This window comes from Providencia manganoxydans (assembly GCF_016618195.1).
GTDB classification, from domain to species: domain Bacteria; phylum Pseudomonadota; class Gammaproteobacteria; order Enterobacterales; family Enterobacteriaceae; genus Providencia; species Providencia manganoxydans.
On sequence record NZ_CP067099.1, the window covers coordinates 3,808,251 to 3,832,341 of the forward strand.

Consider the following 24,091-nt stretch of genomic DNA (forward strand, 5'->3'; position numbering starts at 1 on the left):
AAATTTATTCTTTTATTTTTCGCTAAAATATCCTCCGAAAAAACCTAATCGTTATTTATTTCAAACTCACGTTAAATTTTTAGCATTTGTATAAAGAACCATCATGAAATTTGTGTTAGGTTTAGCCCTCGTTAAAAATAATGCTAATTTAAAATAGAGCGTCTTCATGATAAAGGGACATTCGTAAATGTATAAGAATAAGTATGGGGTTACCAAAAAGCACACTTGGCTTAGCTGTCACCGCGATATTATTTAGCCATATCGCACATGCAAACAATGGCGTTTATATTACGGGTAAATTAGGTAGTTCAATCGTCCAGTTGTCTGACCAAAAATGGATATCAGAAGATGGATTAGATGAAACTTATCATGGTGGAAACAAAACCAAAGGAGTATTTGGTGGTGGGATCTCGGTTGGATATGATTTTTATGATATGTTTAGCCTACCTATTCGGACTGAATTCGATATAACAATGAGAGATAAAGCTTCTTCTCATTATAATCTAGCGACATCCTCCTATGGTACACCTGGATCTCATGGCTATTGGGATCCCGATGATGCGAAGAATGACATCACCCTCAATACCTTTATGGCCAATTCCTATTATGATTTCAGAAATAGTAGTGCATTCACTCCTTATATTAGCCTAGGGTTAGGAATTGCAAGTTTAAAACATAAAACAACATACGAATATACAGAAATACCTTATTCCCCTGATGTAAGTGATGTTGATTCATATTCAAAATCCAAAACAGCGATTAATTTCGCATGGAGTTTCGGAGTCGGAACACAATATACCTTCAATGAAAACTTAGCATTAGATCTGAGCTATCGCTATTTAGACGCAGGGAAATCTGATATAAGCTACATTGAGTCTAAATCGAAAATTAAAGTAAAAACAAATGACATTATGTTAGGTATTATATATCGTTTTTAGTTATCTATATTTCCGCAATAGTGGCATCTGCCACTATTTTTTCCTATTTAACCTTCAGCAAAAAAGCTCTAATTTATTAATTTAAAAAAACCAGAGGAGCCATTTTTGCTACCTATAATCAAATACAATAACCGTACTACCTAGGTATTCACCTGCAACCGCCGCTTCTGTTCCTAATGTATCAGAGATGTAAATGGGGATATTCCCACCCTCAATAGTGGACTCTATAGCATTTACATAATCTTTTCCGTCCAAGGATATAGTAAGAGTATGAGAAAGTTGGGAGCCAGAGGGGGATTTCATTACATCAGTTTTCGATACAGGGTCATTATACATAACATAAATACTCACATTTGCACTTTTATTACAGTTAATGCTGCCCTGTCCAGTAGCGACGTGTCCTGCCACGAGTTCACGGCTAATAACACCATGGTTAATATTTGGTACAGAAGTTACACAAACCGGAGGGACTGGAGCAGCTTTGATATACTTGCATGTTGAACCATAATGAAGTGGAGTCCCATTGTTTTCGAAATCCCAAGGAGTAGTTACATGTCCTGTGTTACCTACTCCATATAGCCGCGCGCAAACAGCTGTGCCCGCCGTCATTTCATTCTGGCCTTCAGACCCAAAACTATAACCCAAATCAACAGTCTTGAAAGTGAGAGCACGAATAAGACTATCACGGCTATAATTATGGCAGGAACCTGGCAAGTCAATTCTATCTGACCATCTAACTGTTTCTTTTCCGTTTATGCTTTTGTACGAGATACGACTGCTAAATGTGCATGTATTACAAGGGACAAAATTCGGACCACTAGAACTGGTATAACCACACGTTGCCTTATGCCCAAGCTGTCCTGGAGAACGGATATTCTCAATTGAAATCCAAGTTATTTTATCAGGCATAATCCAACTAGAGCCAGGCAAGGGGTACTTGAGTTCTAATTCATAATTATCTCCGAATGTAAAGAATGGAATTAGTATAATTAAGTTTAATAATGATTTCATATTATTCTCGTCAACACACACCAATATAATAAGAAAGGAAGGTCAGTTATATATACTCAAGTCCCTTCTAGAGGTTTAAAACAAATTAAGCCTAGAACTCAATCTAACGATATAGGTCTTGCCCAAAAAAGTTACTACTAGCTATTGCCCATTTTTCAGCTCGTATTGAAGTATTTTCACTATTCATATACCAAGCTATACGTCAGCGCCGCTGTAAAAAAACCCGGTTGAATACTTTCTACCGTTGCGCCTTCCACCGCCTGCACATATGCTCGCAGCCGAATAGTCATATCCCCTTTTTTTATCGATATTATAGGCTCTACTTGAGTATTATTAATTGGCAGCGCTACCCCACTTGGAGTTTCCAGACCTATTGCTATCCCACTTGCCTGACTCACCGTATCCACATTCAATAATCCATTGTCTGTCGTCGAAACACCGCTAAATTTCACTGCAATACTATTTCCCAAAGAAGTATCACAATCCGTCAAATGAAATTGGATGTCTTCCTTACTATAACGGCGTTGTCCATTCAGCAAATCCTTCGAATTAATATTGCCACCAAAATCAACCCCAAAATTTTCATAGAGAGGATCGACTGTGCATGGCAATGCAATCAACTTTCCGCTGTACTGAATATCATTACTGTTCATCGCCTGAGCAGTTAATGGCAAGCAACTACAAAGTAATAGGCCTGCACTTATTGATATCCAGCGTATTACCCTATCATTGAGTCTATTCATGGATAATTCATCTCCACGCTAGCCGTTGCAGTAAACTCCCCTTCAAACAAGGTCACTGAAGGGTCAGTATCTTTGACAGGCACCGCATATAACGGTAAATCAGCGCTGCCATTACTCGACATTTTTATTGGGGTTCCCGTATTCGGTGGAATTACCTGCCCCTCGTGATATAAACGGATCCCAAGTCCTGGTACACTGGCTTGTAATGCCTTATCGTCGAAAGGCGCTACCATGCCTCGGTACTCTAGATATAAAGCGACCGACTGCCCTAATCCTGCACCGCAACTTAGCGTTAGCGTAAAGTCTTTTTGATAATTAACCCCGTTAATTTTAGTAATACCAACTTCACCGAATGGGACTTTGATGGGTTGATTCATACCTTCAGGCCCAGACACATCACACGGTGGGTTTTGAATTAAATTCGCCGTGAAATTGACGTCAACAGCATGTGCCATCGGTAATAGCAAACTTACTGATACAAAAACACTTAACCTTAATATTGTTTTTAGCCTCATTATTGATACTCCACACTTAAAGTGGCGGAGGCCGTCATCTCTCCATCATTAATGCCTCCTGTACCACTGGCAATTGGAGTCACGCTCAATCTAGGCCGAGTTTTATAATTAAACTTATGCCATGCGCCTATATTAAGATTGCTACTATCCGCCTTTAAGGCTAACCCCAAATTATCCACTGATGTCTTCAACACATTTGCTGCTTGTCCTGCCATCTGCGTTCCATTAATTTTCAATTTCAATGCGGGATTGTCGGCTGAATTTTCACACTCTAAGATATAAGGGATCTCAGTGTTATATCGTTTACCATCAATATTTTTGATAATAAGGTCGCCCATCTCGACAGTAATGGGTTGATTAGGACCTTGATTGCCATAGATATCACAGGTTTTTTCGACTACTGTGACTTTAACGGTCAGGGTCTAGATTTCCGCCATAACGAAATTAGAAAATAAACACAATATTCCCAGTAGTAATCCTTTCGCACTTCCAGTCATTAGACATGAAGGGAGGCGGCATTTTGTTATATTCATGTCGCATTCCTACTTAGTCATACAGCATTTCAAAAGCAATTAAGGCTGAATATGCACCCGGCTGTAACTGCCCCGTTCGGACAGGAGTCACATAATAAGTCAGCTTACTTTGTCCTGAAGGCAATAACTGAGGTTCACTTTCTTGCCCTAGGGGTAATAAAACTCCGCTTGGTGTCGTAATCGCGAGTCCCAAGCCTTTTACACCGCTTACGCGAACAAAATCGTTGTAAAAAGGTACCGAAGGCGCAACAAATCGAATTTTCACCGCTGGCTGAGATGAGCTCCAAGCCGTCATTCCAGTTTGGACATTTTCAAGTCGAGTTGCGGTTTCTAAGCAATCCACTAACTCAATCTGAAGTGGTACCGGTGCTCCCTTACCATTATGTTGTAAAGTCGCTATGTCTATATTTCCCATGTCTATCGACTGATAGCTTGAAGTCATAGCCAAACGACATGGACTTTCAGTTAATGAACCTTTGACATAAACAATCCCATGCTGCCCATCAACATTCCAGTTATCAACTGGACGGTAAATACTGCGATTGCTGTCCTCTGCCTGACTCGGTAAAGCCATACAGCTCAACGCTATGGTTAATAAGCCGTATCGAAAAAAGTTTTTTCTCTGTAAGCCTTTCATTCTCACTCCTTACTGCCAGTCAGTATGAGCCCCGTTAGTCAGGCACTCATTTGAATTATTCGCTTTTATCATTTGGTACAACCTGACAACTCGACGCCTGACAACGGAAGGTCAAATTAGGGCGGCCACCATAATCATTGATATAAGTCAGCACAGGGTTATTCCCGAGTTGATTCACGCTGAGGCCTAAATCATCTTGTCCAAACGGAGGCACCATAACAGGTGTAAAGTCTTTTCCATCAGAGGCTTTACCATTGGTCGTTGCATTAATAATCGTGACGTAATACGGCGTTGGATTTTTCACGATATAACGCTCACCTTGTTTATCTAAGGTTAATTTCTCTTGCCACGGCGCATTATTTTGTTCTGGTATTATCGCTTTCGGTCGATAAAATAATTTAACTCGTGTTTGTAGGGCTATTTGCAATGTATTAGGCTTATTACTTTTAGGTGGTACTTCCCGTAAATTAAAATAAAATAAAGATTCACGATCTTGTGGTAATGAATTAATCGCAGGTAACGCTTCAATTTTTATTTGGCTTGATTTACCTGGTTCTAAACGCTGCACAGGTGGTAATACAACTAATGGCGATTGAATTTTCTGCCCTTCTTTATTTTCAATCCATCCTTGAGCCAAATAGGGCAGCTGTTTATTATTATTTGAAATATTCAGTGAAATTGATTTTTGTCCACCGTCAAAAATAATACGTGTTCTATCCATTGATACTGCCGAATAAGCAGAGCTACTGAATATTGCCAAACTGATCAGGCTGATCACGGCACGATAAGAAGTCGTTAATTGCATTGTTATATTACCTTTTATTTCTATGTTTTCTCTTAAACTACACGCTGTATATGCATGCAATTTTTTGAGTTTATTTGGTCACTTTGCTCGCAAATAATATTATTGTTTTGCAGTCATCATTGAGACAGGTTACATTGTTGGTGCACATGGCAGCAGTAATACATCCTGTAACGAACCAAACTGATTAGGAAATGTTACCTGGCACGTTTTATCCTCTCCCCAAGTCACCGTCATCACACTTTGAGGGTTAATACCGCTAATATAAGCACTTCCCGCATCACCAACGATCCCTGTATTTTGTCCTTTACTATTTTGTATTTGAGCGCCAAATGGTGGATGGCTACCATCCGGCAACCGCAGAACCGTCATTGCTTTTTGCCCTGACACCACAGCAAAATGGCGATAACCCACAGCACCTTCCGTCAGTGTCGCCTGCACGACTGATTGTTGTGCATCGACATTGTCTGGCAGCATATTTAAATCAATTTGGGCTTTGTTACGGTAGTAACTACTCACATCACCAACAACTGCTTTACCAAACATATTGGACGTGATTGGTGCGCCTATCCCTTTGATTGGCACATCAGAGACGCCATCCGTATCAACTAACATGCGCGTTCCACCAAGCGTATTGAGACGATGCAAACCACCGCCTTCTGGGGTTAGCGTCATCCCACCGCTGGCCGATAAACCAAATGCGCTGTATTGGTTATGCATATAACTCACATTAGCCGTTAAGCGTGCAACATCAGCTTGATGGGTAACGAACGCACTCCCTGTTCCACCTTTTCTGCTACTGCCTGCACTTAGTTGATAGGTTGTTCTATCATTAATACGATCATAATATGTCGCTCGATTGGTAGTATCGTAACGGCTACTACTCAACGAATAGCCTACATTAGCACCATTGTTTAATGGAAATGAGGTTGAAAGATATAAGCTGTCATCATTAACACCGTTATAAATACTTCGATTTGCCGATAAGTTAATACTGACATTTTTTATTGGGCCAATATCGATATATTTCGATAGCATAATGCTGTAATAATCATTATCTGGCTGATCCCAATATGTTTGGTGGTTATAATTGAGATATAACGACATACCTAAATCACCAAAATTTTTATTCAGTGATATCGTATATAACTCTTTACTTCCTCCATAGCGCTGACTTGTTTTTAATGTATTTAAAAAGTCAGACATCGACATAAAATCACGCTCTGAAAAACGATAACCCGCAAATTGAATCGTGCTATCAATTGACTCAAAACGTTTCGAGTAATTTATACGGTAAGAACCACCGTTTAAATTTCCCATGTGCGGTAAGCGCGCAAAGGATTGGGTAATATCAAAAGATATGGCTCCAAATGCTAATAGATCGCGCCCAATACCCAGTGATAGCGCATTGTAGTTTTTACTGTTAAGACTACCACCAAATAATGACCATCCATTATTTACCCCCCACGAAAACTCTCCGGTCACAAAGGAGTCTCCCTCACTGTGACGCAAGTAATTTGTTGGCTGGCCTAATGCGACTTTATATTGAATTTGTCCAGGGCGTGTTAAGTAAGGTAAACTTGCTGTATCCACTTGAAAAGACTGAGTTGTACCATCTTGTTCTTCAACTGTAACATCTAATTTACCGCTAACCGCATCACTTAAATCTTGAATACGAAAGGGTCCTGGCGCAACCTGTGTTTCATACAATACTCGTCCTTGCTGACTCACTATCACTGTTGCATTCGTTTTCGCAATTCCTGTCACTTCAGGCGCGTAGCCACGCAAGTTTGGCGGGAGCATATTCAATTCAGAACGAATACTCGCCCCGATAAAACGGAATGAATCAAAAATATTAGAAACGAGATAATCTTCTCCCAGCACTAATTTTGCAGCGAGTGATGGGAGCGCTCTATAGGCATAAAATCGATTCCAATCAAAATCCTTATTAACTGCATCACCTGAGCCTGTAATATGATTTAAACGCCCCTGCCAATCTGCACGAAAGCGCCAAGCACCTAGGTTCACGCCAACGACACCATTTCCATTTAATGCGTAGCTATCGCTATTACTACTATAAGATTTAGTGGCATTACCATTCACGTTATAGTCCAACATTAATGCGGTAATTCCTTCATCCCAACGTGATGGCGGATCCCAGCTAGGCGCAGTATACTCAAGGTAAGCTTGTGGAATACTCACATACAATGATGACGTCGCTAAATCCCCACTAACCTGCATCCCCGGTAAACTCTGTAGTGCAAGACACTCCCCATCATGCCACCAAGTCAGCTCTTTTTTGGCCGAGGAAGTTAATCCCAGCTGCTCCTCGATCTCCGTGGATATGCAGGCTTGACTTGCTTGAGGGTCATCCTCAGGAGAATAAAAAGGTACTGATACTTCAGAAAGTTGTTCGCCATTTACCTTTAATGTAAAAGAATAGGTGCCTGGCATAATATAACCAGCCCGAGAAAACTGCTTTAAGTCGATGTTATTTTTATCTTCTAAATCCAATACCTCTGTATTGAATTCAATTGTTTCAGTAGCCCATAATGGAGTCGATAAACCATACATTGAAAAAATAATGGCTAACCCTAAACTACTTAAGCGAAAATATATAGGTTGTGATGAAGACATAAATAACATCCCTAAAAATCAAATCAGGCGAAATACAAACTAAAAAAAGAAACGTGATTTTTTATAATTAGTAATAATCGAGCTTAAAACGCAGGGCACTTTGATATTCCCCTGGGCGTAGAGGGTTATTATCGGAAACTAACCTCAATCCATAACGCAATACCAAATTTCCAGATGTCATCGCTTGTTTTTCAGTCGTTTTTCCAGGGTAAATCAACTGTCCGTCAGCATCTTGTAATAACAATGCCACACCACGAGCATCTCCAGAGACCGTAAACCAATCACCAGAAGCTGGACCATCGAAAGTCACAGTAAAAGCTTGCCATGGCGATCCCATATAAGGCGTTAAAGTGCAGTCAATTAACATGATAGAAAAAGGGTGAATGGGGCCTTGCCCTTGCTGACGTATTGTTCCTACAGGTAAAACGCCCATATCAACAACCTGTTCATAAGAGCCAATATCAATCGCACATGCTGAATCAACAATACTGCCATTCATATTAACGCTTCCCCATAATGGAGATTGCGCCTGTACACTCGATGAAATGGAAAATTGACTAACAAATAACAGTACGCTGACAAAGATAGCTTTCATATATGGCATCCTTCTCTCTCAATAAATCCCCTAACAAATTAAAGCGTTAGGGGAAATACATCATTAACAATAACTAATTACGATTAGTTATATGCCAAAGTAAAGTTGGTGACAGCTTGGAAGCTACCAGGCACTACTGTCGCATCAGATAAACCTTGCAAAGCCGCTTGAAAACTTAATGTATTGTTTCCAGAGGTATAAGCACGCTCAACAGTTGAATCATTAATATTAATTTTCGCACCTGATTTATTCATCAAAACAACGCCCGCACCAGATGCATCACCAGTAATTTGGATCAATCCGGTATTGCTACCATTATTAACCCATTCAGTGCCTTCAAATTTCACTTCAACCATATTGTTATATTTTTGTGTCACGCCATCTTTATCTTTATATTCGGCATTCAATGTGCAACCTTGTAAATGAATTTCAAAAGGTTGAGCAGAAGACATTCCACCTGTTTGTAAAGTCACATTAGACACTTGTCCTAAATCAATTGTTTGGCTTTCATCACCAGGTGCAATTGAACAAGGCGCTTCAATAATAGACCCAGTAAAAGTTACTGTACCTTTACCCGCATCTACCGCTATAGCAGAAGCACTCATTGCGCCAGAAATTAATGTCGATAAAATAATTTTTTCATTAAATTAAGTTCCTTAATTGAAATAATACAACAAACCTTTACTAAGGTTTTCAGTAAAAAATAAACACCTTAAAATTTAAAAAATACTCTTAAGAAAAAACCCCATTATTTAACCCTTGATATTTCAAGTCATTATCAAGAGGAAAAAAAATATTATAACAACGGAAGCCAATCTCATTATTTTCTTCAAAAACATTCACAAGAACATTTTTAAAGAAAGCATCAACTGATATTTCCAAATAATGTAAAAGAACCATTAAATAATCTAATTTAATTGCACAAATACCACATTCATAACGAGATAGTTGCTGCTGAGAAACACCAAGATAATCTGCTAATTCTTGTCCAGTTAGCCCTCTACGCCTTCTTAATCTTTTGATTTCCTTTCCAATTTCTATGGTAAAAATCTTCTTATCATCAATAAGTAATTTTTGATTTAACTCTATATTCTCTAACACACCTATTAGTCTCTAAAGCTTAATTTAGCTACTGAATTTACGTTTATCTCATAGAATTAATCACGATGAGATCGACAGCATAAAATAACGCAAATAAATTCGAAAAAAGTTCAATGCATCAAAAAAGCTCAACACATGTCACACCTAAAATACTCTGGATGAGCGTAATTTACCTAACCCAAAAACTAACGTCAAATGAGTAAAAAACATACTAAGAGAAAAAGTGAAATTTAATAAAAAATCAAAACAAAAACAATAATTATCAATAATATCAATATATTAAAACATAAATCTCAAATATTTTTTAAAGAAAAAAAGTCAAATAAAGAATAACCCAATAGTATTAAAAGTCGCCATGACTGACATGTTCACACCAAAACAGCATAAAATGCCAAAAATAGTAAACAGTCATAATTATTACATTGTAAAAATAATTACCGTAAAAATAAATTATTTATTATCAATAAGATAAAATACAGCAACACAGAAAGGAGCCGCATTAAACCCAAAATAAGAGTAAAAAGAACAAAAACCAAACAAATAGATTAAAATATCATAAATTATTATATAAATAGATTTAAATTCTGATTTTAAAATTAAACTGAAAGGGTTTTAATGTAATAAATACATAATATGAAATTAAATTTAAATTCATAGAAAAAAATAGTCTATTTAGAGTTGAAAAAATTAATATATATTTAAATTATAAATAGAAATGATTTTTATTTTTATAGAAAAAACAATCCTTTTGGGATACTCACAATAAGATAATTGCATTTTTTAGTTTTTACTTTCCCCTAAAAAAAGCACTTCAAATTAAATTCCCTACCTTAAAATTTGCTTGGCCACGATAAAAAATCTCATTTACCTTTTAGATAAAATATGATTACTAGCTATTTTTTCTAAAAGAACATTTTCTTAACATCATCTAAAGGCCCCCAACAATTTGTAGAAAATCCACATGTCAGCAACACTACACGACGATCGAATGAAAAATTAATAAAAATGTTAAATCAGAAATTTTTCATAATCCAATAACCAATAAATTTAATAATGATCATTTATTGACCTGATACTCTTAATTGTATCAGAAGTAGTTACAGATATTAATTAACATATCTATAACTGTTATAAATCAATAATAGAGAAATTATTTTTCAATATAAGAACACCTAGCACTGAACATATTGAGTATGACAAAGGAAAAAAAATGGAATCGCCCTATTACATAGCAAAGTGTTGCGGTACATTAGGAGAACTGTATCAAGGCCCATTTTTTAATAAGGATAATATAGAAATATCTGTTATTTCAGCATTATCAAATAATTCAACTTATGCACAATTTATCCCTGATAAGGCATGCAATCTGGCCAAACTAGAAAAAGAAAAAGTTGCAAAGTCATTATCGATATTTTTTGAAAAGATCGCGATAAAACAACTGACGGGTCACTGGGATTTTACTAGTAATATTACGATTGGTGTAGGTATGTCTAGTTCTACTGCTGATATTATATCTGCCTTGAGGTGTGTCAGTAAAATATTTGGGATCCGTTTAACATTGGACGATATAACTACCTGCCTATATGGTGTAGAGCGCTCAGACTCAGTATTTATTGATGTTCCTTGTTTATATTTAAGTCAACAACAAAAAATTATTGATATTTACAGACCTTCAGGAAGAATTTACTGCATTTATGGATTAGAACATAAGACAGTCGATACAACGCAAACTCGTGACATATTAGTATCTTATTACCGAGATGAACGGAAAAATTATCAGAAGCTATTGGAGCGTGTACGCCAAGCCTATTCTGTTGGTAACAAAATGCAAATTATTGAATGTTCAACAAATAGTGCTGAATTATCACAAGGTATATTGCCTAAACAATTTTATCACTATTTTAAAAAGCAAATTAAAAATAACCTTGCAGATGGCATGGTCGTCGCACATACAGGCTCACTACTTGGTTACCTTTATTATTCACCACCAGATAGGGATACTTTAACTTTCGTGTTTGATTTCATCAAAACACATGGGTTACAACCGTGTTATGGAGAAATATTTTGATATACGACCATATCGCAGAGGCGCTCAAAGAACCTAAAATTGTGAAGCTCGAAAACAATTTTTATCTTGCTAGGTTTGAGTCGATGAAAATCTATTCAACGCTATATGCCGTAAAAAGCCTTCTTGAGCGGGAAATTATTAATCGACATTCTATCCTTATTGACAGTTCCAGTGGAATATATGCTTATGCGCTAGCACTCGCTTGCCATAAGTATCAATTAAAATGTCATATTATCGCCTCAAAAACAGTAGAACCCTCAATGAAAACTCAGATTGAATTATTAGGGGCTTATGTTGAAGGCGTTCCATCCGCTGGTAGTTTAAAATTAGATCAAAGTTATCGCGTTGAAAAAGTAGAACAATTATTAAAAGAAAATTCCAATTATTATTGGATGCAACAATATCATGATGATATTCATTATGGTGGGTATGAAGCATTCGCTAACATTATTCTTAATGATATTAATACAGAAAAACTGACTATATTAGGTGGGATCGGCTCGGGGTGTTCAACCGGAGCGTTAGGGATATTTTTACGCCAAAAAGGCATTAAGATAACACTGTGTGGAATACAACCTTTTGGTAGTGTGACATTTGGTGCCCAAGATGTTTATGATCCTGAAATAATTATCGCAGGCATTGGTAGTGCTATTGATTTTCGTAATGTGAAATATGAGAACTATGACTCTATCGATTGGCTTTCTTTCGATTGTTGCCTCAGCGGTACTGTCGAATTAATCAAGAGATATGCCATCTATGCAGGTCTATCTAGTGGAGGCAGTTATTGTGTTGGAAAGTATCTCTTTCAGCGCAATCCCAGTACCCCTTGTTTAGTTATTGCTCCTGATACGGGTCATCGATATGCAGGGAGTGTTTTTGCTCGTCATCATGAAGCGAAACCACTCGAACAATTTAAACCTCAAATTATCAATCATGCCAATGAATTAGCACTACCTTGGTCACGTTATTTGTGGGATAGAAAAGAAAAAAGCCATCTATGTGAATTTACTTCACTAATACATATAGAAAGCTAAAATAATTATCAAGACTAGTTAGTATTTTAAATAATGAATAGTTATCGCATCAAGAGTGAATTTAATTTTAAAATATAAAATCCTAACTTACTTATTAATTAAAGAATATTTTGTTAAAGACATACTCCATTTTCTTTTTAATTAACTAATTTTTTAATAAGCTTAAATTTACTTATTACCTATTTTAAAAGCATCATGAATTATAGATACAATCAATTTGTTACAATATAAATCATAAATTAGAATTTAATTAATCCAACAATTGACTGATATTGAGGTAAATCATGCAACCTTTAGATCGTCGCTCACTAACTGCGTTAGTACATCGCTTACATTTTTATATTGGTATATTTATAGCGCCTTTTATTTTTATTGCAGCATTAACTGGCTTTATATATATACTCTCCACTCAATTTGAAGATATTATTTATCGTGATGTTTTAACGACACAGCCCTCTGGTAATAGTAAGCCACTCTCATCACAAATCTCAGCGGCTCGCCATTATGTTGGTGAACAATACTTTATTCATAAAGTACGCCCAGCACCTCAACCAGACGAGACAACCTACATTCAATTTATGTACCCAAATCTAGAATCGGAAAAATTGCGCACTATCTTTATAGATCCCTACTCACTGGCAATTAAAGCTGATTATTTTTTCTCGCCTGTTTCTGGTTTTTTACCTACACATACATGGCTAACGAAATTACATACCGAACTTTATTTAGGAAGCGTTGGACGACATTATAGCGAATTAGCAGCTTCTTGGTTGTGGGTTTCTGCAATTACAGGTGTAATTTTATGGATAAATCATCGACGTAAGCACTTATCAAGGAAAAAAAGAAGTCCTTTTGCTTTTACTCGACATTGGCATATAACCCTCGGATTATTGTTATTTTTAGGGATGTTATTTATGTCTGTAACAGGCCTGACATGGTCAAAATGGGCTGGTGATAATATAAATGCGCTACGTACTTCATTCGATTGGTTAACTCCACAATTGAATACTAAATTAAAGTCTGAAAATGAAGCCGTCATTTCAAGTCATAATCATGGAGATCATCAACATGAAGATCATAATCATAAAGGCTTACAGTCGCAGAATAGCGCGTCAAATATTAATAAGCCTGATTTAGATTGGGAAATTGTTTTATATCAGGCTCGTCGTAATGGAATTAAAGCTGATAACGTGGAAATACGTCAGCCAAAAACAGCGAGTGACGCATGGACGATCACTGAAAATAAACGTGATTGGCCAACACAAGTCGATGCTATCGCGATTAACCCACATGACTATAAAGTCATTGACCATATTTATTTCGACAACTTTCCAATGATGGCTAAATTAACGCGCTGGGGTGTTGATGCACATATGGGAAAACTATTTGGAATGGCAAATAGATTGCTGTTACTCGGTTTTACTTTCTGTATTTGCTGCTTATTACTGCTTGGATATCGTATGTGGTGGATACGCCGCCCCAGTCGTCCACAGAATAACCCATTAAGCACTTTAACTGCATGTTGGCTATCATTATCAATTCCATGGCAGCTATTAATTGTAACACTCACGATTATGCTAGGTTATTGCTTACCAGTATTAGGAGCTAGCTTATTGGTATTTTTATTCATTGATGTATTGCTTTGGAAAAAACATAAAAAAATAACCAATGTTTTTCCTCAATAAATACAAATATACGTTAAATAACTCAAGGTGCAGCTAAGGCGACAAGCAAACGTATCGCTAGCAACATAGAAAATAAGATAACTAGCCTAAGTGAGCGTAATCAACCACGCTGCAACTTGAAGTATGATGAGTGTATTTAACTAATAAGTACATTTTAACTGACATCCAGCTTGCTGATAACGTTGTTGGGTTTCTTTGGATAATCCACTATCACTGACAATGGTTTTTACACAAGATAATGTGGCTACTGCATGGGGCTCAAACATATCGAATTTAGTATGATCTGCAAGTAAAATTACCTCAGGTGAACGAGTAATCAACTTGCGTTTTACACCAACCTCAAACATCGTTGCATTTGTGATCCCCATCTCAATCGATAAGGCATCGCAAGACATAAACACACGATCTACAGCAAAAGCATTCAAGGCTTCCAAGGCTAAGCTTTCACCTACTGTAAAGTACCCTGGTCTAATTAACCCACCAATAATATAACTTTCAACATTTGGAAATGCGCCAAGCTGATTAGCAATTTTTATATCATTACAAATCACTTTGACTTTAATATCACCAAGGCATTTAGCAAGTTCGAGACACGTCGAACCTGAATCGAGGAAAAAGCAATCTCCTTCATGGATCAATTGGCGAGCAATTAATGCAATTTCGCGTTTAGATGCACAATTTAAAGAACGTCTAACATCAAACTGTGATTCTTTGTCTGTTGTACTATCATCAAAATCAATACGCCCATGTGTACGTGTCATACCGGGATAGTGTTCAACGATATATTGAAAATCACGGCGGATTGTCGCTTCTGCACAACCAAATAATTCAACTGCCTGCTGTGTTGATAACTCTCGGCATTTCCACAAATACTGTAACATTTGTTGGATCCGATCAGGTTTATACAGACTCATAAATGGATTTCCTCTGCTTATTAACCTAGGCTCTAGTTTAGTAAAAGCAAAACATCACTCACTGTTTTTGCTGTCCGGATTTTATCGAGTGATAAGGGGCTATCAACCAACTCACTAATACGCTGAATCAATCGAATATGATCATCGCTATGAATGGCGCAAATAGTAATTAATAGCCATACCGGATCACACTCTTCATGGCCAAAAACAACGGGCTGATTTAATGTCGTCAGTGTGATTTGGTTATCAATAACACCTTGTTCAGGACGTGCATGCGGCATCGCAATACCCGGTGCAATCAAATAATAAGGTCCCCAACTTTTTGTATTGTCAATGATACCTTGCAAGTAGGCGGACTCAGCCGCACCGTACTCAATCAGCGGAGCACAAGCTATCGCCAGTGCTTCTTGCCAATCTTGTGCTGTTTGGTTTATTTGGATCCATTTAGCATCATCAATCATTATATATTGACTCCTTTTGGGTTCGGTATACTCTTATAAATAGAGCCCTGCCTACCTTTTGGCGAAGATTGCGGGGCTCACTATTGTTACCTAAGGGGATAAGCTTGTTTGCTTATCTCCTTTTCATTGCCTAATGCTGTGTACTTTCTCCATAAATCTCTCCACTCGAGTTTGGTCAACAAAATTGGCGAAAACGCCATCTTTTTTAAATGTTGTGGCGGTGACACAACCATCAGCAATGCTTAGTTGCTCTTCCACATTTTCTAAACATACCCCTGTGTTGGCAAAAACCACGGTATTCGGCACCGTATCTTTAACTTGTTTTAAAATAGCACTATCGGTTTTAGCGCCAGCTGTCAGCCCTGAAACGCATAAAGCATCTGGCTTATTATTAAAAACGGTTGATTTAGCAATAGAGCAAATATCACGTCCCCCCAAATATACCGCTGCTTCTGGAACAATATTAAACAGCGTTTTTACCTCAGAAGCCCCAATACGATGTTGATGACGGATAGTTTCACCCACATTGGTATTCCATACCCCAAAATCACTGGCATAGGCCCCCGTGAATATTTCTCGAATAAATTTAGCGCCGGTTGCCATAGCTAAATCTAATGATGCAACGGGGTCCCACAGCACATTAACGCCAAAGGGAATACGTATTTCACTCATCAGTTGCCCAATGATCCGTGCCATCGCAGCCGTTGTTTCAGGCTTTACTTGAGTAAGATAAGGTAAGCTGAATTCATTTGAAAACATGACAGCATCAACACCGCCGTTTTGTAGCGCCATTAAATCGTCATAAGCTCTATCGATTACCCATTGCATTCCCTGCTGCGCATTAAAATCAGGATCGCCCGGTAATGCACGCAAATGACACATTGCAATAACGGCTTTTTCCGTTCCAATCACATCCTTTAACCAACTCATATCTACACTCCTTATTCAGGTAATTCACGATTACGTAGAAAAATAACCACACAGGCAACCACTCCGACGGTCACCACAACACCTATCAAACCAAATGACATCAATTCGTATATCGACCAACCAAACATATTACCGACTGATAATGCACTGATTTGTGCCCCATCTGCGGCGAAATCAAAGCCGCCATTACGCGCCATTTCTGTAAAGAAAGGAGCAAATTGGCTCGCAATTAATAAAACTGAGCTCATGACAATCACACCACTAATTAAAGTACGAAGTAAGTCACCACGATGGATCACTGTCGCCATACAAATAAAAAAAGGTGCAACGGGTAGGTCGGCTAGCGGTAAAACGTTATTAAGGGGTAAAACACTGGCAAGCACCAACATGATAGGAATAAGGAGTAAACCCACTGCAATTGTTGTTGGATGTCCTAAAGTCACAGCAGAGTCTAAGCCAATAAAAACTTCACGATCATGGAAATGTTTTTGAAAAAACTTACGAGCACCTTCAGAGATCGGCAATAATCCTTCAACAATTAAGCGGATCATGCGTGGAAATAGCACCATAATCGCGGCAACAGTGATCACTAAGGTTGCACAGCCTTTAAAATCTTCCCCTGCTGCAAGGCCAAATAATAATCCAAGAACTACCCCGATGATCACAGGATCACCGACCATGCCATAGCGTTTCTGGATCGCTTGTGCATCAATACTTTTCCCTTTCAGGAATGGAATTTTTTCATAAATCTTATCAAGAAGGACAAATAAAGGGACTGAGCTGGAGCCATAACCTTGCGGGATCGAAATGCCTTCTAAGCCAACAATCGTTTGAACACGTTTTGCCGTCCAATCAGCCATTTTGAGAGATAAAATAGCATGGCACATCGCTCCTGCAATCCCATAAACTAGGCTTCCTGTCGCCATTTGCACGACCGTACCAGTGATTGCATAGTGCCAATAGTTATAAATATCAACATTCATTGTTTTTGTAAGACGTGTAAACAACAAAGCGATATTCAATAGAAAGATAGTTGGAATGATAACAGCACCAACGGCTGTTGCGTATCCCACTCCAGATGCCGGCCCTGCACCAACATCCAGTACATGAAGTGACAAGCCAAAGCGCTCAATCATAATTTTAATGGGGGGACTAAGGCTATCGATTGCCATCACAATCACTAGCCCCATTCCAACAAAACCAATGCCAACGGTTACACCCGCTTTGATGGCTTGCAGCCACGGAAGGCGAAATATTAAACCAATAATTATCATGACAATTGGGACAAATACAGTACCGCCTAATGAAAGTATATAATCAAACATAACGTCACCTATTAGGTTCTAGCTCGTCATATTTCAATTGCAGTATTGTTGATTTCATTCATTCGCTACTTATCGCATAGTTTTCTACGCTTCTAGCAACTCACTCACTTGTCACCTACCTGCAATTAGAATTATTTAGAGTGTTCTTGTGATAACAATGTCTTAATTTGTTGTTTTAATGCATCATCATTAATCCCTGTAAGTAAAGCTGCTCCATTAAGTGAAGGAACCCCGTAATCGGTGTCTGTTTTCATTGCAGTAATAATCAAATCAACACCGCGACTATTGAGTGGTATTTCATTCAAACAACATTGTGAAGTTGCGACTGAAATACCTTCAGAAGCTAAATAGTCTTGAAGTTTTTGGGCAATCATGGTGGAAGTCGCCATACCCGTTCCACATGCAACGAGGATTTTTTTCATTTTGTAATAACCTCTTGATCATTGTTTGAGTCAGACTCAATAGGAAATTGATTAGCTGGTAATGTCGCTAATGCAGTGAGTAGCCGAATGCAGTCATTCAGATCATTTAAACTGGCCACTTCGGCAGGTGAATGTGTATACCGACAAGGAATAGATAAACTGGCACAAGGGATACCATCTTGCTCAACTTGAATATAACCGGTTTCAGTGATGACTCCTGGGGCAACTTCTCTTTGAACTGGAATTTGATGGTTTATCGCCGTTTTTTCTAATAGCTTGATTAAGCGAACAGGAGTCACTAACCCCGCAAGGGTGCCTCTGCCATGATAGTTGAGGCAGGTGATACCCACTCCACCATTAATAACCAGATCAGAGTAATCATTAAGATCGGGAGTATCGCAAGAAGGGGTGATATCAATACCAATAGCAAGATCGGGCTTAATACGCCTTAGTACAGGCAAGATTCCTCGAATATTAAATTCTTCCTGTACCGATGCAACAATATAAACTGCAATATCAAGATCTTTATTATGAATTGCATTTGCTAGACCGAGTAATGCCGTACAGCCCAACCGATCATCTAGTGCTTTGCTGCAAACCATTTGATTGCCTAGCTCTTGCGGTGGATTATAGAGGGTAATTGCTGTACCAACCTTCACACCCATTCGCTCAGCATCTGCTTTATCTTTTGCACCAATATCAATCCATAGCTGATCAATAGAAGGGGATTGTGTTCTCTCATCGCCTTTGGCAAAGTGATAAGACTTAATACCGATGCAACCCGGTATTGAACCAAACTCTCCAGCAAGGCGCACAACCGAACCCGACATCGTCACTTGTGCAGGCCCTCCGACACGTTCGAAACGAATAAAACCTGATGGTTCGATTTTTCGAACCATAAAGCCAACTTCGTCCATATGTGCAAACACCATTAAACGCATAGCATTAGGTGCTTCGCTGCCATATCGGGCAACTACGTTACCTAATCGGTCCTGCCAAACCTCTTTTGCTGTAGTTTTAAAGTGGCTTTTCATCACATTCGCAATAGAAGATTCGTGGCCTGAAATACCATCTAACGTCAATAAAGAAAAGAGTGTATCTCGAATAGAAAATACCATTGGGATGATCCCCTTTTGATGAAAACGACATGAATGTGAGCGATTTATATGCAAAAAACGGCGGGTTTATTGTGATTGAAATCACTTTACAGAGTTTAAATTAACATTTTGAAATAATTATGTGACAAATACGCAACAATTTCGCTCATCACGATTGTTCAGTAGACAAGCAAATTCGGCTACAAAGGAGGGGGAATTCATTCAAATAATTCGATATGAATGAACAGGTAAACTTAATTGTCTTTGCGATAGATTCTCACTAAGCTAAATATATACTCTAAATAATTCGAGTTTTAAGTAGGCGAAAAGCAAAGATAGATAGGGAGCATAGATAAACTATGTGGCTTGGTGAGCGTAACGTCGTCACTTATACCTCAACAAAAAACCCTACAACTTGAAGTATGACGACTATAAATCTGCTTTCATTACTCGGAGTGTTATATGCTGAATATTCAATCTGACCATACTAGCTTTTTTATTTTATCTGACGATAAACAAATCCGTTTGGCTGAAATTACCTTTGTCTATACGGGAGAAGGACTCGCCATTATTGATCATACGATTGTCGATGAGAGCCTAAAAGGCCAAGGGATTGCCAAACAACTCGTTGCTAAAGTTGTCGAAAGAATGCGAGGTGAGCACCGGAAAATAATTCCACTCTGCCCTTTTGCCAAAGCCATATTTGATAGAACGCCTGAGTATAGTGATATTCGCCAATAGCATCTATAAAAAATATAAAGAGGATAATATGAGCATTCCAACTAATCAGGGTGAACTTAATTTCCAGCAAATTAGTGCACGTATTAAAGATGTTGGCGGATTACCTGTTTCCCGAGTTTTACCAACAAAAGAGCGACGCTTAATTGGCGCTTGGTGTTTCCTCGATCATGCGGGGCCAACTGTCTTTAAAGGTGATTCAGAAGGAATGCGTGTAGCGCCACATCCGCATACTGGATTACAAACATTCACTTGGATGATCGAAGGCGAAGTGCTTCATCGAGACAGTTTAGGGTGCGAGCAGGTGATCCGTCCCGGACAAGTTAATTTAATGACGGCAGGCAAAGGAATTAGCCACTCAGAAGATACCTATGGAGAAAGTCATAAACTACATGCAGTTCAGCTATGGATTGCATTACCAGAGACAGTTAAAGATATCCCTCCACGTTTTGACCATTATCCAACCTTACCTGAGTGGTCTGTAGGCTCAGCTAAATTCCACTTATTAGTCGGTGAATACGAAACCTACAAGGCACCAACTCTATCTTTTTCATCGCTAATAGGGCTAGATATCACCACACGAAGTGATGAAGAAATCGTATTATTGCTACGTCCTGAATTTGAATATGGTATTTTTGTTATTGAAGGAAATGCCGTTATTGAAACTCAGCACAGCCAAACTAATCAATTAATTTATTTAGGTCAAAATCTAAGTAAAATTACTATAAATCTTTCATCTGGAAGTCATCTTCTTTTATTAGGTGGAGAGCCATTGCATGAATCGATTTTAATGTGGTGGAATTTCATTGGTCGTACAAAAATAGAAATAGCCACCGCAATAAAAGAATGGAATCAAGGTAGTACTCGGTTTGGTAAAGTAATCAATGACGATCGTATCCCTACCCCCTCACCATTAATGCCATAAAATAAATCACTCAAGTGGGGAAGACCTACTTGAGTTTTCAATTGAGTAAAATAAACTAATTAGAGCTACCTTAACGCCCCAAAAGTATAGAATATATTTACTTTTCTAAAAAATAATCAGCAAGAATAATCTTAAAATATGACATTCTAATCAATTAAGTTATAATCACTCCTAATTCCAAGCAATATAAATTAAATTATCAATTACAAATTTCTCATTTATTAATACCAATAAATTAACATGTCAATTTGAAATTAAATAATATTAACACTTTAATTGTAACGGCATCTTTCAAAAATAATATTTTTTGCATAATATATATTGAAATCAAAAGAAATAAACATCCTTTAATATCAAGATATGCTTTATATTACCAATGTGATACTGAGTTGCTCATGATTTTTTTTAACTTAAGCATTATTAATAATTAGATATCCCAAATATGGTAAAATCTTTTTACATTACTCGCTGTATAGATAACAGTATGTGAAATGTTTCGATGACCTAAATAATCTTGAATTAAGCGTGTATCGCGCCCTAAATCCGCTAATGCATAACCACATGAATGACGTAGCATATGTGGGTGCGCATCAATCGAAACCCCAGCTTTTTTTCCATAGGTTTTAATTAATCCGTAAACTTGCTGACGAGAAATAGCGCCATTTTTTTGTGATAAAAAAACCCATGGTGAATCTGCCTCTCGCCAATGACGACGTATATTCAGCCATTCATTTAATGCGTTATATTCTTTTTCAACTAAAGGTTGTGTCGTTGATAAACCACCTTTTAAACGTCTCACATAAAGAACTTTTGAATTAAGATCGATATCTTTCAGAGATAAACGACATAATTCACTGACGCGAAACCCATGAATGAAGCACATTAATAACATACAATAATCCCGCTCAGAATAACGTCCTTTTTTAGCTTCACTCAATATTGCGTCTATTTCATATCGAGTTAAGAATTTCCTCTGCTTCATAGTATTTATATCCCATTTAAAAGTAATTTCCTGAAATCGCAATGAATCTAACATAGCAAAACTTTAAAAAAAATAAACTAAAGATTAAATATTAACCAGAAAAAAACACCAAAACACACTACTTCAAAGCTAAAAGTTTAGGATAAATTTGATTATTTATCTTTACCTATTATGAGTAAAACAGATAAAACCGATCGTCGAATTCTAGTTTTTACATTTAAAATTAACACTTTGCACCAAACTGTCCGTATTATTGTTCCATTATCCAATTAAGTCAAATTCCGTGTTAACTCGTGCCCTCTACCTCATAACGCATTGATACAAAACAATTAATTTTATTTTACTTTATTTACACTCTAAAAGTGATAGCGGAATAAAAGTTAAGCCTTCCGCGAGTACGCTCCGCACCCGTTAAAAACATAATAAAATAACAATAATTCATCTCAATAAAGTTATTTATTTCAATAAACATAATTTCATAAAGTTAAAAACTTAATTGGACAATTTGGTGCATATTGTTCGATTTCTTGTTCATAGAAAATAACTTTACTGACTGTGATTTCTATTTGATGCATCAAATTCAAACACATTAGAGAAATCAATAAAGAATAAAAACAGCTAATGAATCCGTTGTTTTTATTTAATTTTTATAACGTCTTTTTATTTAATGGAAATGTATAAAATGAATCTGAATAAAATTGCATTAGTTTTAGGCTTAGGACTTTCAATCGCTGCTGGTGCAGCAAATGCAGCAGACCAAGGACATGGCACAGTGACATTTGTTGGCTCCATTATTGATGCACCTTGCTCAATTACTCCTGAAACATCAGAGCAAATCGTTCGCATGGGACAGATTTCTACAGCAGAATTAAAAGATGGCGGACGTAGTAATTCCCGTGCTTTTAAAATTGCATTAGAAAACTGTACGACTGAAACACTAAAAACAGTACAGACTACTTTTACTGGCGCACCAAGCTCCATCGTTGATGGTTCTTTAGCTATCGAAGGTAAAGCGCAAAATGCAGCTATCGTCCTAACTAACGCAGGTGGAAAACAAATCAAACTAGGTACGGCATCTGACGCTGTAACCCTAAAAGATGGTAACAATGACCTGAACTTTGCAGCTTATATGCAAGGTAACTCAGCGAATGCAGCAACACCAGGCGAATTCAAAGCTATCGCTACCTTCGCTTTAAACTACCAATAACAGTAAAAAGGCCTCAACAAGGAAGTATAGGCCTTATTTTATCGCATGCATATATGATGGATAAAGATACTCTAAATAATTTAAGGTTCAGCTAAGTAATAAATAAGTCGCTAAAAATAGCTAAATTTATGCGATTAACATCAACAAATATAGCCTCTGTACCTTAACGAAAGTGCAGCAACCTAAAATATAACGAGTATCAGTCACTATTTTAAACGGAGTATATCTATGAATCACTTTGGCATTTTAGCCATGGTGTTTTCAGGAATGATAGCCATCCCTGTAAGTGCGAGTGTTCAAACATACCGAGCAATGCAGGGTGATGGATATGTCGCAGTAGAAGGCTCAATTATTGATAGCCCTTGCGCAATTGAGGCAGGGAGCCGTAATCAATCTATTGAATTGAAGACTATCCCCATCAGTCAAATGATACATGATAAACAAGGCCCTATTCGCCCATTTTCTATTCGTTTGATTAATTGCGTCCTGACACCATTAACACCGGGCAAACCTGACTGGCAGTCGTTTGAAATTACTTTTGATGGTTCACATGATGGAGATAATTTCCGTTTATTCGGCAAAGCAAAAGGAATTTCGTTAAAAATTACAGACGAACAAGGAAATCATGCATTTCCAGGAAAACCTCTGCCTGCTCGTAGCATTGAATCAGGTTCAATGACGCTAAATTATGGCATGCGTTTAGTCACAAATAATCAGCGACTTGAGTCAGGGAATTATCAAACCACTGTCCGTTTCAAAATGGATTATTACTGAGTTACCGCGAAGGGACT

25 protein-coding genes are annotated in these 24,091 nt (G+C 37.6%); 8 read left to right on the forward strand and 17 right to left on the reverse strand.

Annotated features, from left to right (window positions below; genetic code table 11):
• Positions 1-203 precede the first annotated feature (203 nt).
• Positions 204-938 (forward strand): outer membrane protein, encoded by a 735-nt coding sequence (locus JI723_RS17315; protein ID WP_319067135.1) that lies wholly within the window; start codon positions 204-206, stop codon positions 936-938.
• 108 nt (positions 939-1,046) lie between these two features.
• Here the strand turns inward: JI723_RS17315 and JI723_RS17320 are convergent, their stop codons facing one another.
• The 10 genes from JI723_RS17320 to JI723_RS17365 form a co-directional block, all read right to left on the reverse strand.
• Positions 1,047-1,949, reverse strand: coding sequence for a hypothetical protein (locus JI723_RS17320; RefSeq protein WP_337979596.1), 903 nt, complete (start codon positions 1,947-1,949; stop codon positions 1,047-1,049).
• 179 nt (positions 1,950-2,128) lie between these two features.
• Complete coding sequence (locus JI723_RS17325; protein WP_337979597.1) at positions 2,129-2,692, reverse strand: fimbrial protein; 564 nt, start codon at positions 2,690-2,692, stop codon at positions 2,129-2,131.
• Positions 2,689-3,207: a fimbrial protein gene (locus JI723_RS17330; protein WP_337979598.1), complete on the reverse strand. Its 519-nt coding sequence runs from the start codon at positions 3,205-3,207 to the stop codon at positions 2,689-2,691. The genes JI723_RS17325 and JI723_RS17330 overlap by 4 nt, the downstream gene beginning before the upstream one ends.
• The gene (locus JI723_RS17335) at positions 3,207-3,626 is read right to left on the reverse strand and encodes a fimbrial protein (RefSeq protein WP_337979973.1); all 420 of its coding nucleotides are present in this window, start codon (positions 3,624-3,626) and stop codon (positions 3,207-3,209) included. Before JI723_RS17335 ends, JI723_RS17330 begins: the two co-directional genes overlap by 1 nt.
• A 127-nt stretch (positions 3,627-3,753) precedes the next feature.
• Entirely contained in the window at positions 3,754-4,377 is a 624-nt protein-coding gene (locus JI723_RS17340) for a fimbrial protein (protein WP_319067141.1), read from the reverse strand.
• A gap of 55 nt (positions 4,378-4,432) precedes the next feature.
• On the reverse strand, positions 4,433-5,182 hold the full coding sequence (locus JI723_RS17345; RefSeq protein ID WP_140182730.1) for a fimbria/pilus periplasmic chaperone: 750 nt from the start codon (positions 5,180-5,182) through the stop codon (positions 4,433-4,435).
• Positions 5,183-5,311: 129 nt separating this feature from the next.
• On the reverse strand, positions 5,312-7,816 hold the full coding sequence (locus tag JI723_RS17350; protein ID WP_337979599.1) for an outer membrane usher protein: 2,505 nt from the start codon (positions 7,814-7,816) through the stop codon (positions 5,312-5,314).
• Between the two features lie 67 nt (positions 7,817-7,883).
• A complete protein-coding gene (locus tag JI723_RS17355) occupies positions 7,884-8,411 on the reverse strand; it encodes a fimbrial protein (RefSeq protein ID WP_070925400.1) in 528 nt (175 codons plus the stop codon).
• A gap of 83 nt (positions 8,412-8,494) precedes the next feature.
• Positions 8,495-9,016 (reverse strand): fimbrial protein, encoded by a 522-nt coding sequence (locus JI723_RS17360; protein WP_319067146.1) that lies wholly within the window; start codon positions 9,014-9,016, stop codon positions 8,495-8,497.
• A 127-nt stretch (positions 9,017-9,143) separates the two neighbouring features.
• The gene (locus JI723_RS17365; protein WP_319067148.1) at positions 9,144-9,512 is read right to left on the reverse strand and encodes a helix-turn-helix domain-containing protein; all 369 of its coding nucleotides are present in this window, start codon (positions 9,510-9,512) and stop codon (positions 9,144-9,146) included.
• Between the two features lie 1,210 nt (positions 9,513-10,722).
• Between JI723_RS17365 and JI723_RS17370 the strand changes: the two genes are divergently transcribed.
• The 3 genes from JI723_RS17370 (at position 10,723) to JI723_RS17380 (ending at position 14,299) form a co-directional block, all read left to right on the forward strand.
• Positions 10,723-11,580 (forward strand): GHMP family kinase ATP-binding protein, encoded by an 858-nt coding sequence (locus JI723_RS17370; RefSeq protein WP_337979600.1) that lies wholly within the window; start codon positions 10,723-10,725, stop codon positions 11,578-11,580.
• A gap of 41 nt (positions 11,581-11,621) precedes the next feature.
• Positions 11,622-12,614, forward strand: coding sequence for a pyridoxal-phosphate dependent enzyme (locus JI723_RS17375; RefSeq protein ID WP_337979974.1), 993 nt, complete (start codon positions 11,622-11,624; stop codon positions 12,612-12,614).
• A 284-nt stretch (positions 12,615-12,898) separates the two neighbouring features.
• Entirely contained in the window at positions 12,899-14,299 is a 1,401-nt protein-coding gene (locus tag JI723_RS17380; protein ID WP_337979601.1) for a PepSY-associated TM helix domain-containing protein, read from the forward strand.
• A 140-nt stretch (positions 14,300-14,439) separates the two neighbouring features.
• Here JI723_RS17380 and JI723_RS17385 read toward each other — a convergent pair whose 3' ends face one another.
• From JI723_RS17385 to JI723_RS17410, 6 genes are all read right to left on the reverse strand, one after another.
• Complete coding sequence (locus tag JI723_RS17385; protein WP_070925393.1) at positions 14,440-15,213, reverse strand: DeoR/GlpR family DNA-binding transcription regulator; 774 nt, start codon at positions 15,211-15,213, stop codon at positions 14,440-14,442.
• 32 nt (positions 15,214-15,245) lie between these two features.
• Positions 15,246-15,674, reverse strand: coding sequence for a PTS sugar transporter subunit IIA (locus JI723_RS17390; RefSeq protein WP_319067154.1), 429 nt, complete (start codon positions 15,672-15,674; stop codon positions 15,246-15,248).
• 123 nt (positions 15,675-15,797) lie between these two features.
• On the reverse strand, positions 15,798-16,604 hold the full coding sequence (locus JI723_RS17395; protein ID WP_070925391.1) for a BtpA family protein SgcQ: 807 nt from the start codon (positions 16,602-16,604) through the stop codon (positions 15,798-15,800).
• Positions 16,605-16,615: 11 nt separating this feature from the next.
• Positions 16,616-17,929 (reverse strand): PTS sugar transporter subunit IIC SgcC, encoded by a 1,314-nt coding sequence (gene sgcC / locus JI723_RS17400; RefSeq protein WP_283125911.1) that lies wholly within the window; start codon positions 17,927-17,929, stop codon positions 16,616-16,618.
• A gap of 131 nt (positions 17,930-18,060) precedes the next feature.
• Complete coding sequence (gene sgcB, locus JI723_RS17405) at positions 18,061-18,351, reverse strand: PTS sugar transporter subunit IIB SgcB (RefSeq protein WP_070925389.1); 291 nt, start codon at positions 18,349-18,351, stop codon at positions 18,061-18,063.
• Positions 18,348-19,469 (reverse strand): M42 family metallopeptidase, encoded by a 1,122-nt coding sequence (locus JI723_RS17410; RefSeq protein ID WP_140182738.1) that lies wholly within the window; start codon positions 19,467-19,469, stop codon positions 18,348-18,350. Before JI723_RS17410 ends, sgcB begins: the two co-directional genes overlap by 4 nt.
• A 441-nt stretch (positions 19,470-19,910) precedes the next feature.
• Between JI723_RS17410 and JI723_RS17415 the strand changes: the two genes are divergently transcribed.
• Positions 19,911-20,189 carry a GNAT family N-acetyltransferase gene (locus JI723_RS17415; protein WP_139158614.1) on the forward strand — a complete coding sequence of 93 codons (279 nt, stop codon included), beginning with the start codon at positions 19,911-19,913 and terminating at the stop codon, positions 20,187-20,189.
• 28 nt (positions 20,190-20,217) lie between these two features.
• Entirely contained in the window at positions 20,218-21,111 is an 894-nt protein-coding gene (locus tag JI723_RS17420) for a pirin family protein (RefSeq protein ID WP_337979602.1), read from the forward strand.
• A gap of 427 nt (positions 21,112-21,538) precedes the next feature.
• On the opposite strand, the gene JI723_RS17425 is transcribed toward JI723_RS17420, so the two are convergent.
• The gene (locus tag JI723_RS17425; RefSeq protein ID WP_140186398.1) at positions 21,539-22,093 is read right to left on the reverse strand and encodes a tyrosine-type DNA invertase; all 555 of its coding nucleotides are present in this window, start codon (positions 22,091-22,093) and stop codon (positions 21,539-21,541) included.
• A gap of 682 nt (positions 22,094-22,775) precedes the next feature.
• On the opposite strand from JI723_RS17425, the gene JI723_RS17430 reads away from it, so the two are divergent.
• Both JI723_RS17430 and JI723_RS17435 read left to right on the forward strand, forming a co-directional pair.
• Entirely contained in the window at positions 22,776-23,300 is a 525-nt protein-coding gene (locus JI723_RS17430) for a fimbrial protein (RefSeq protein ID WP_140182742.1), read from the forward strand.
• A 228-nt stretch (positions 23,301-23,528) separates the two neighbouring features.
• Positions 23,529-24,074 (forward strand): fimbrial protein, encoded by a 546-nt coding sequence (locus JI723_RS17435; protein WP_319067161.1) that lies wholly within the window; start codon positions 23,529-23,531, stop codon positions 24,072-24,074.
• The last annotated feature ends 17 nt before the right edge of the window (positions 24,075-24,091 follow it).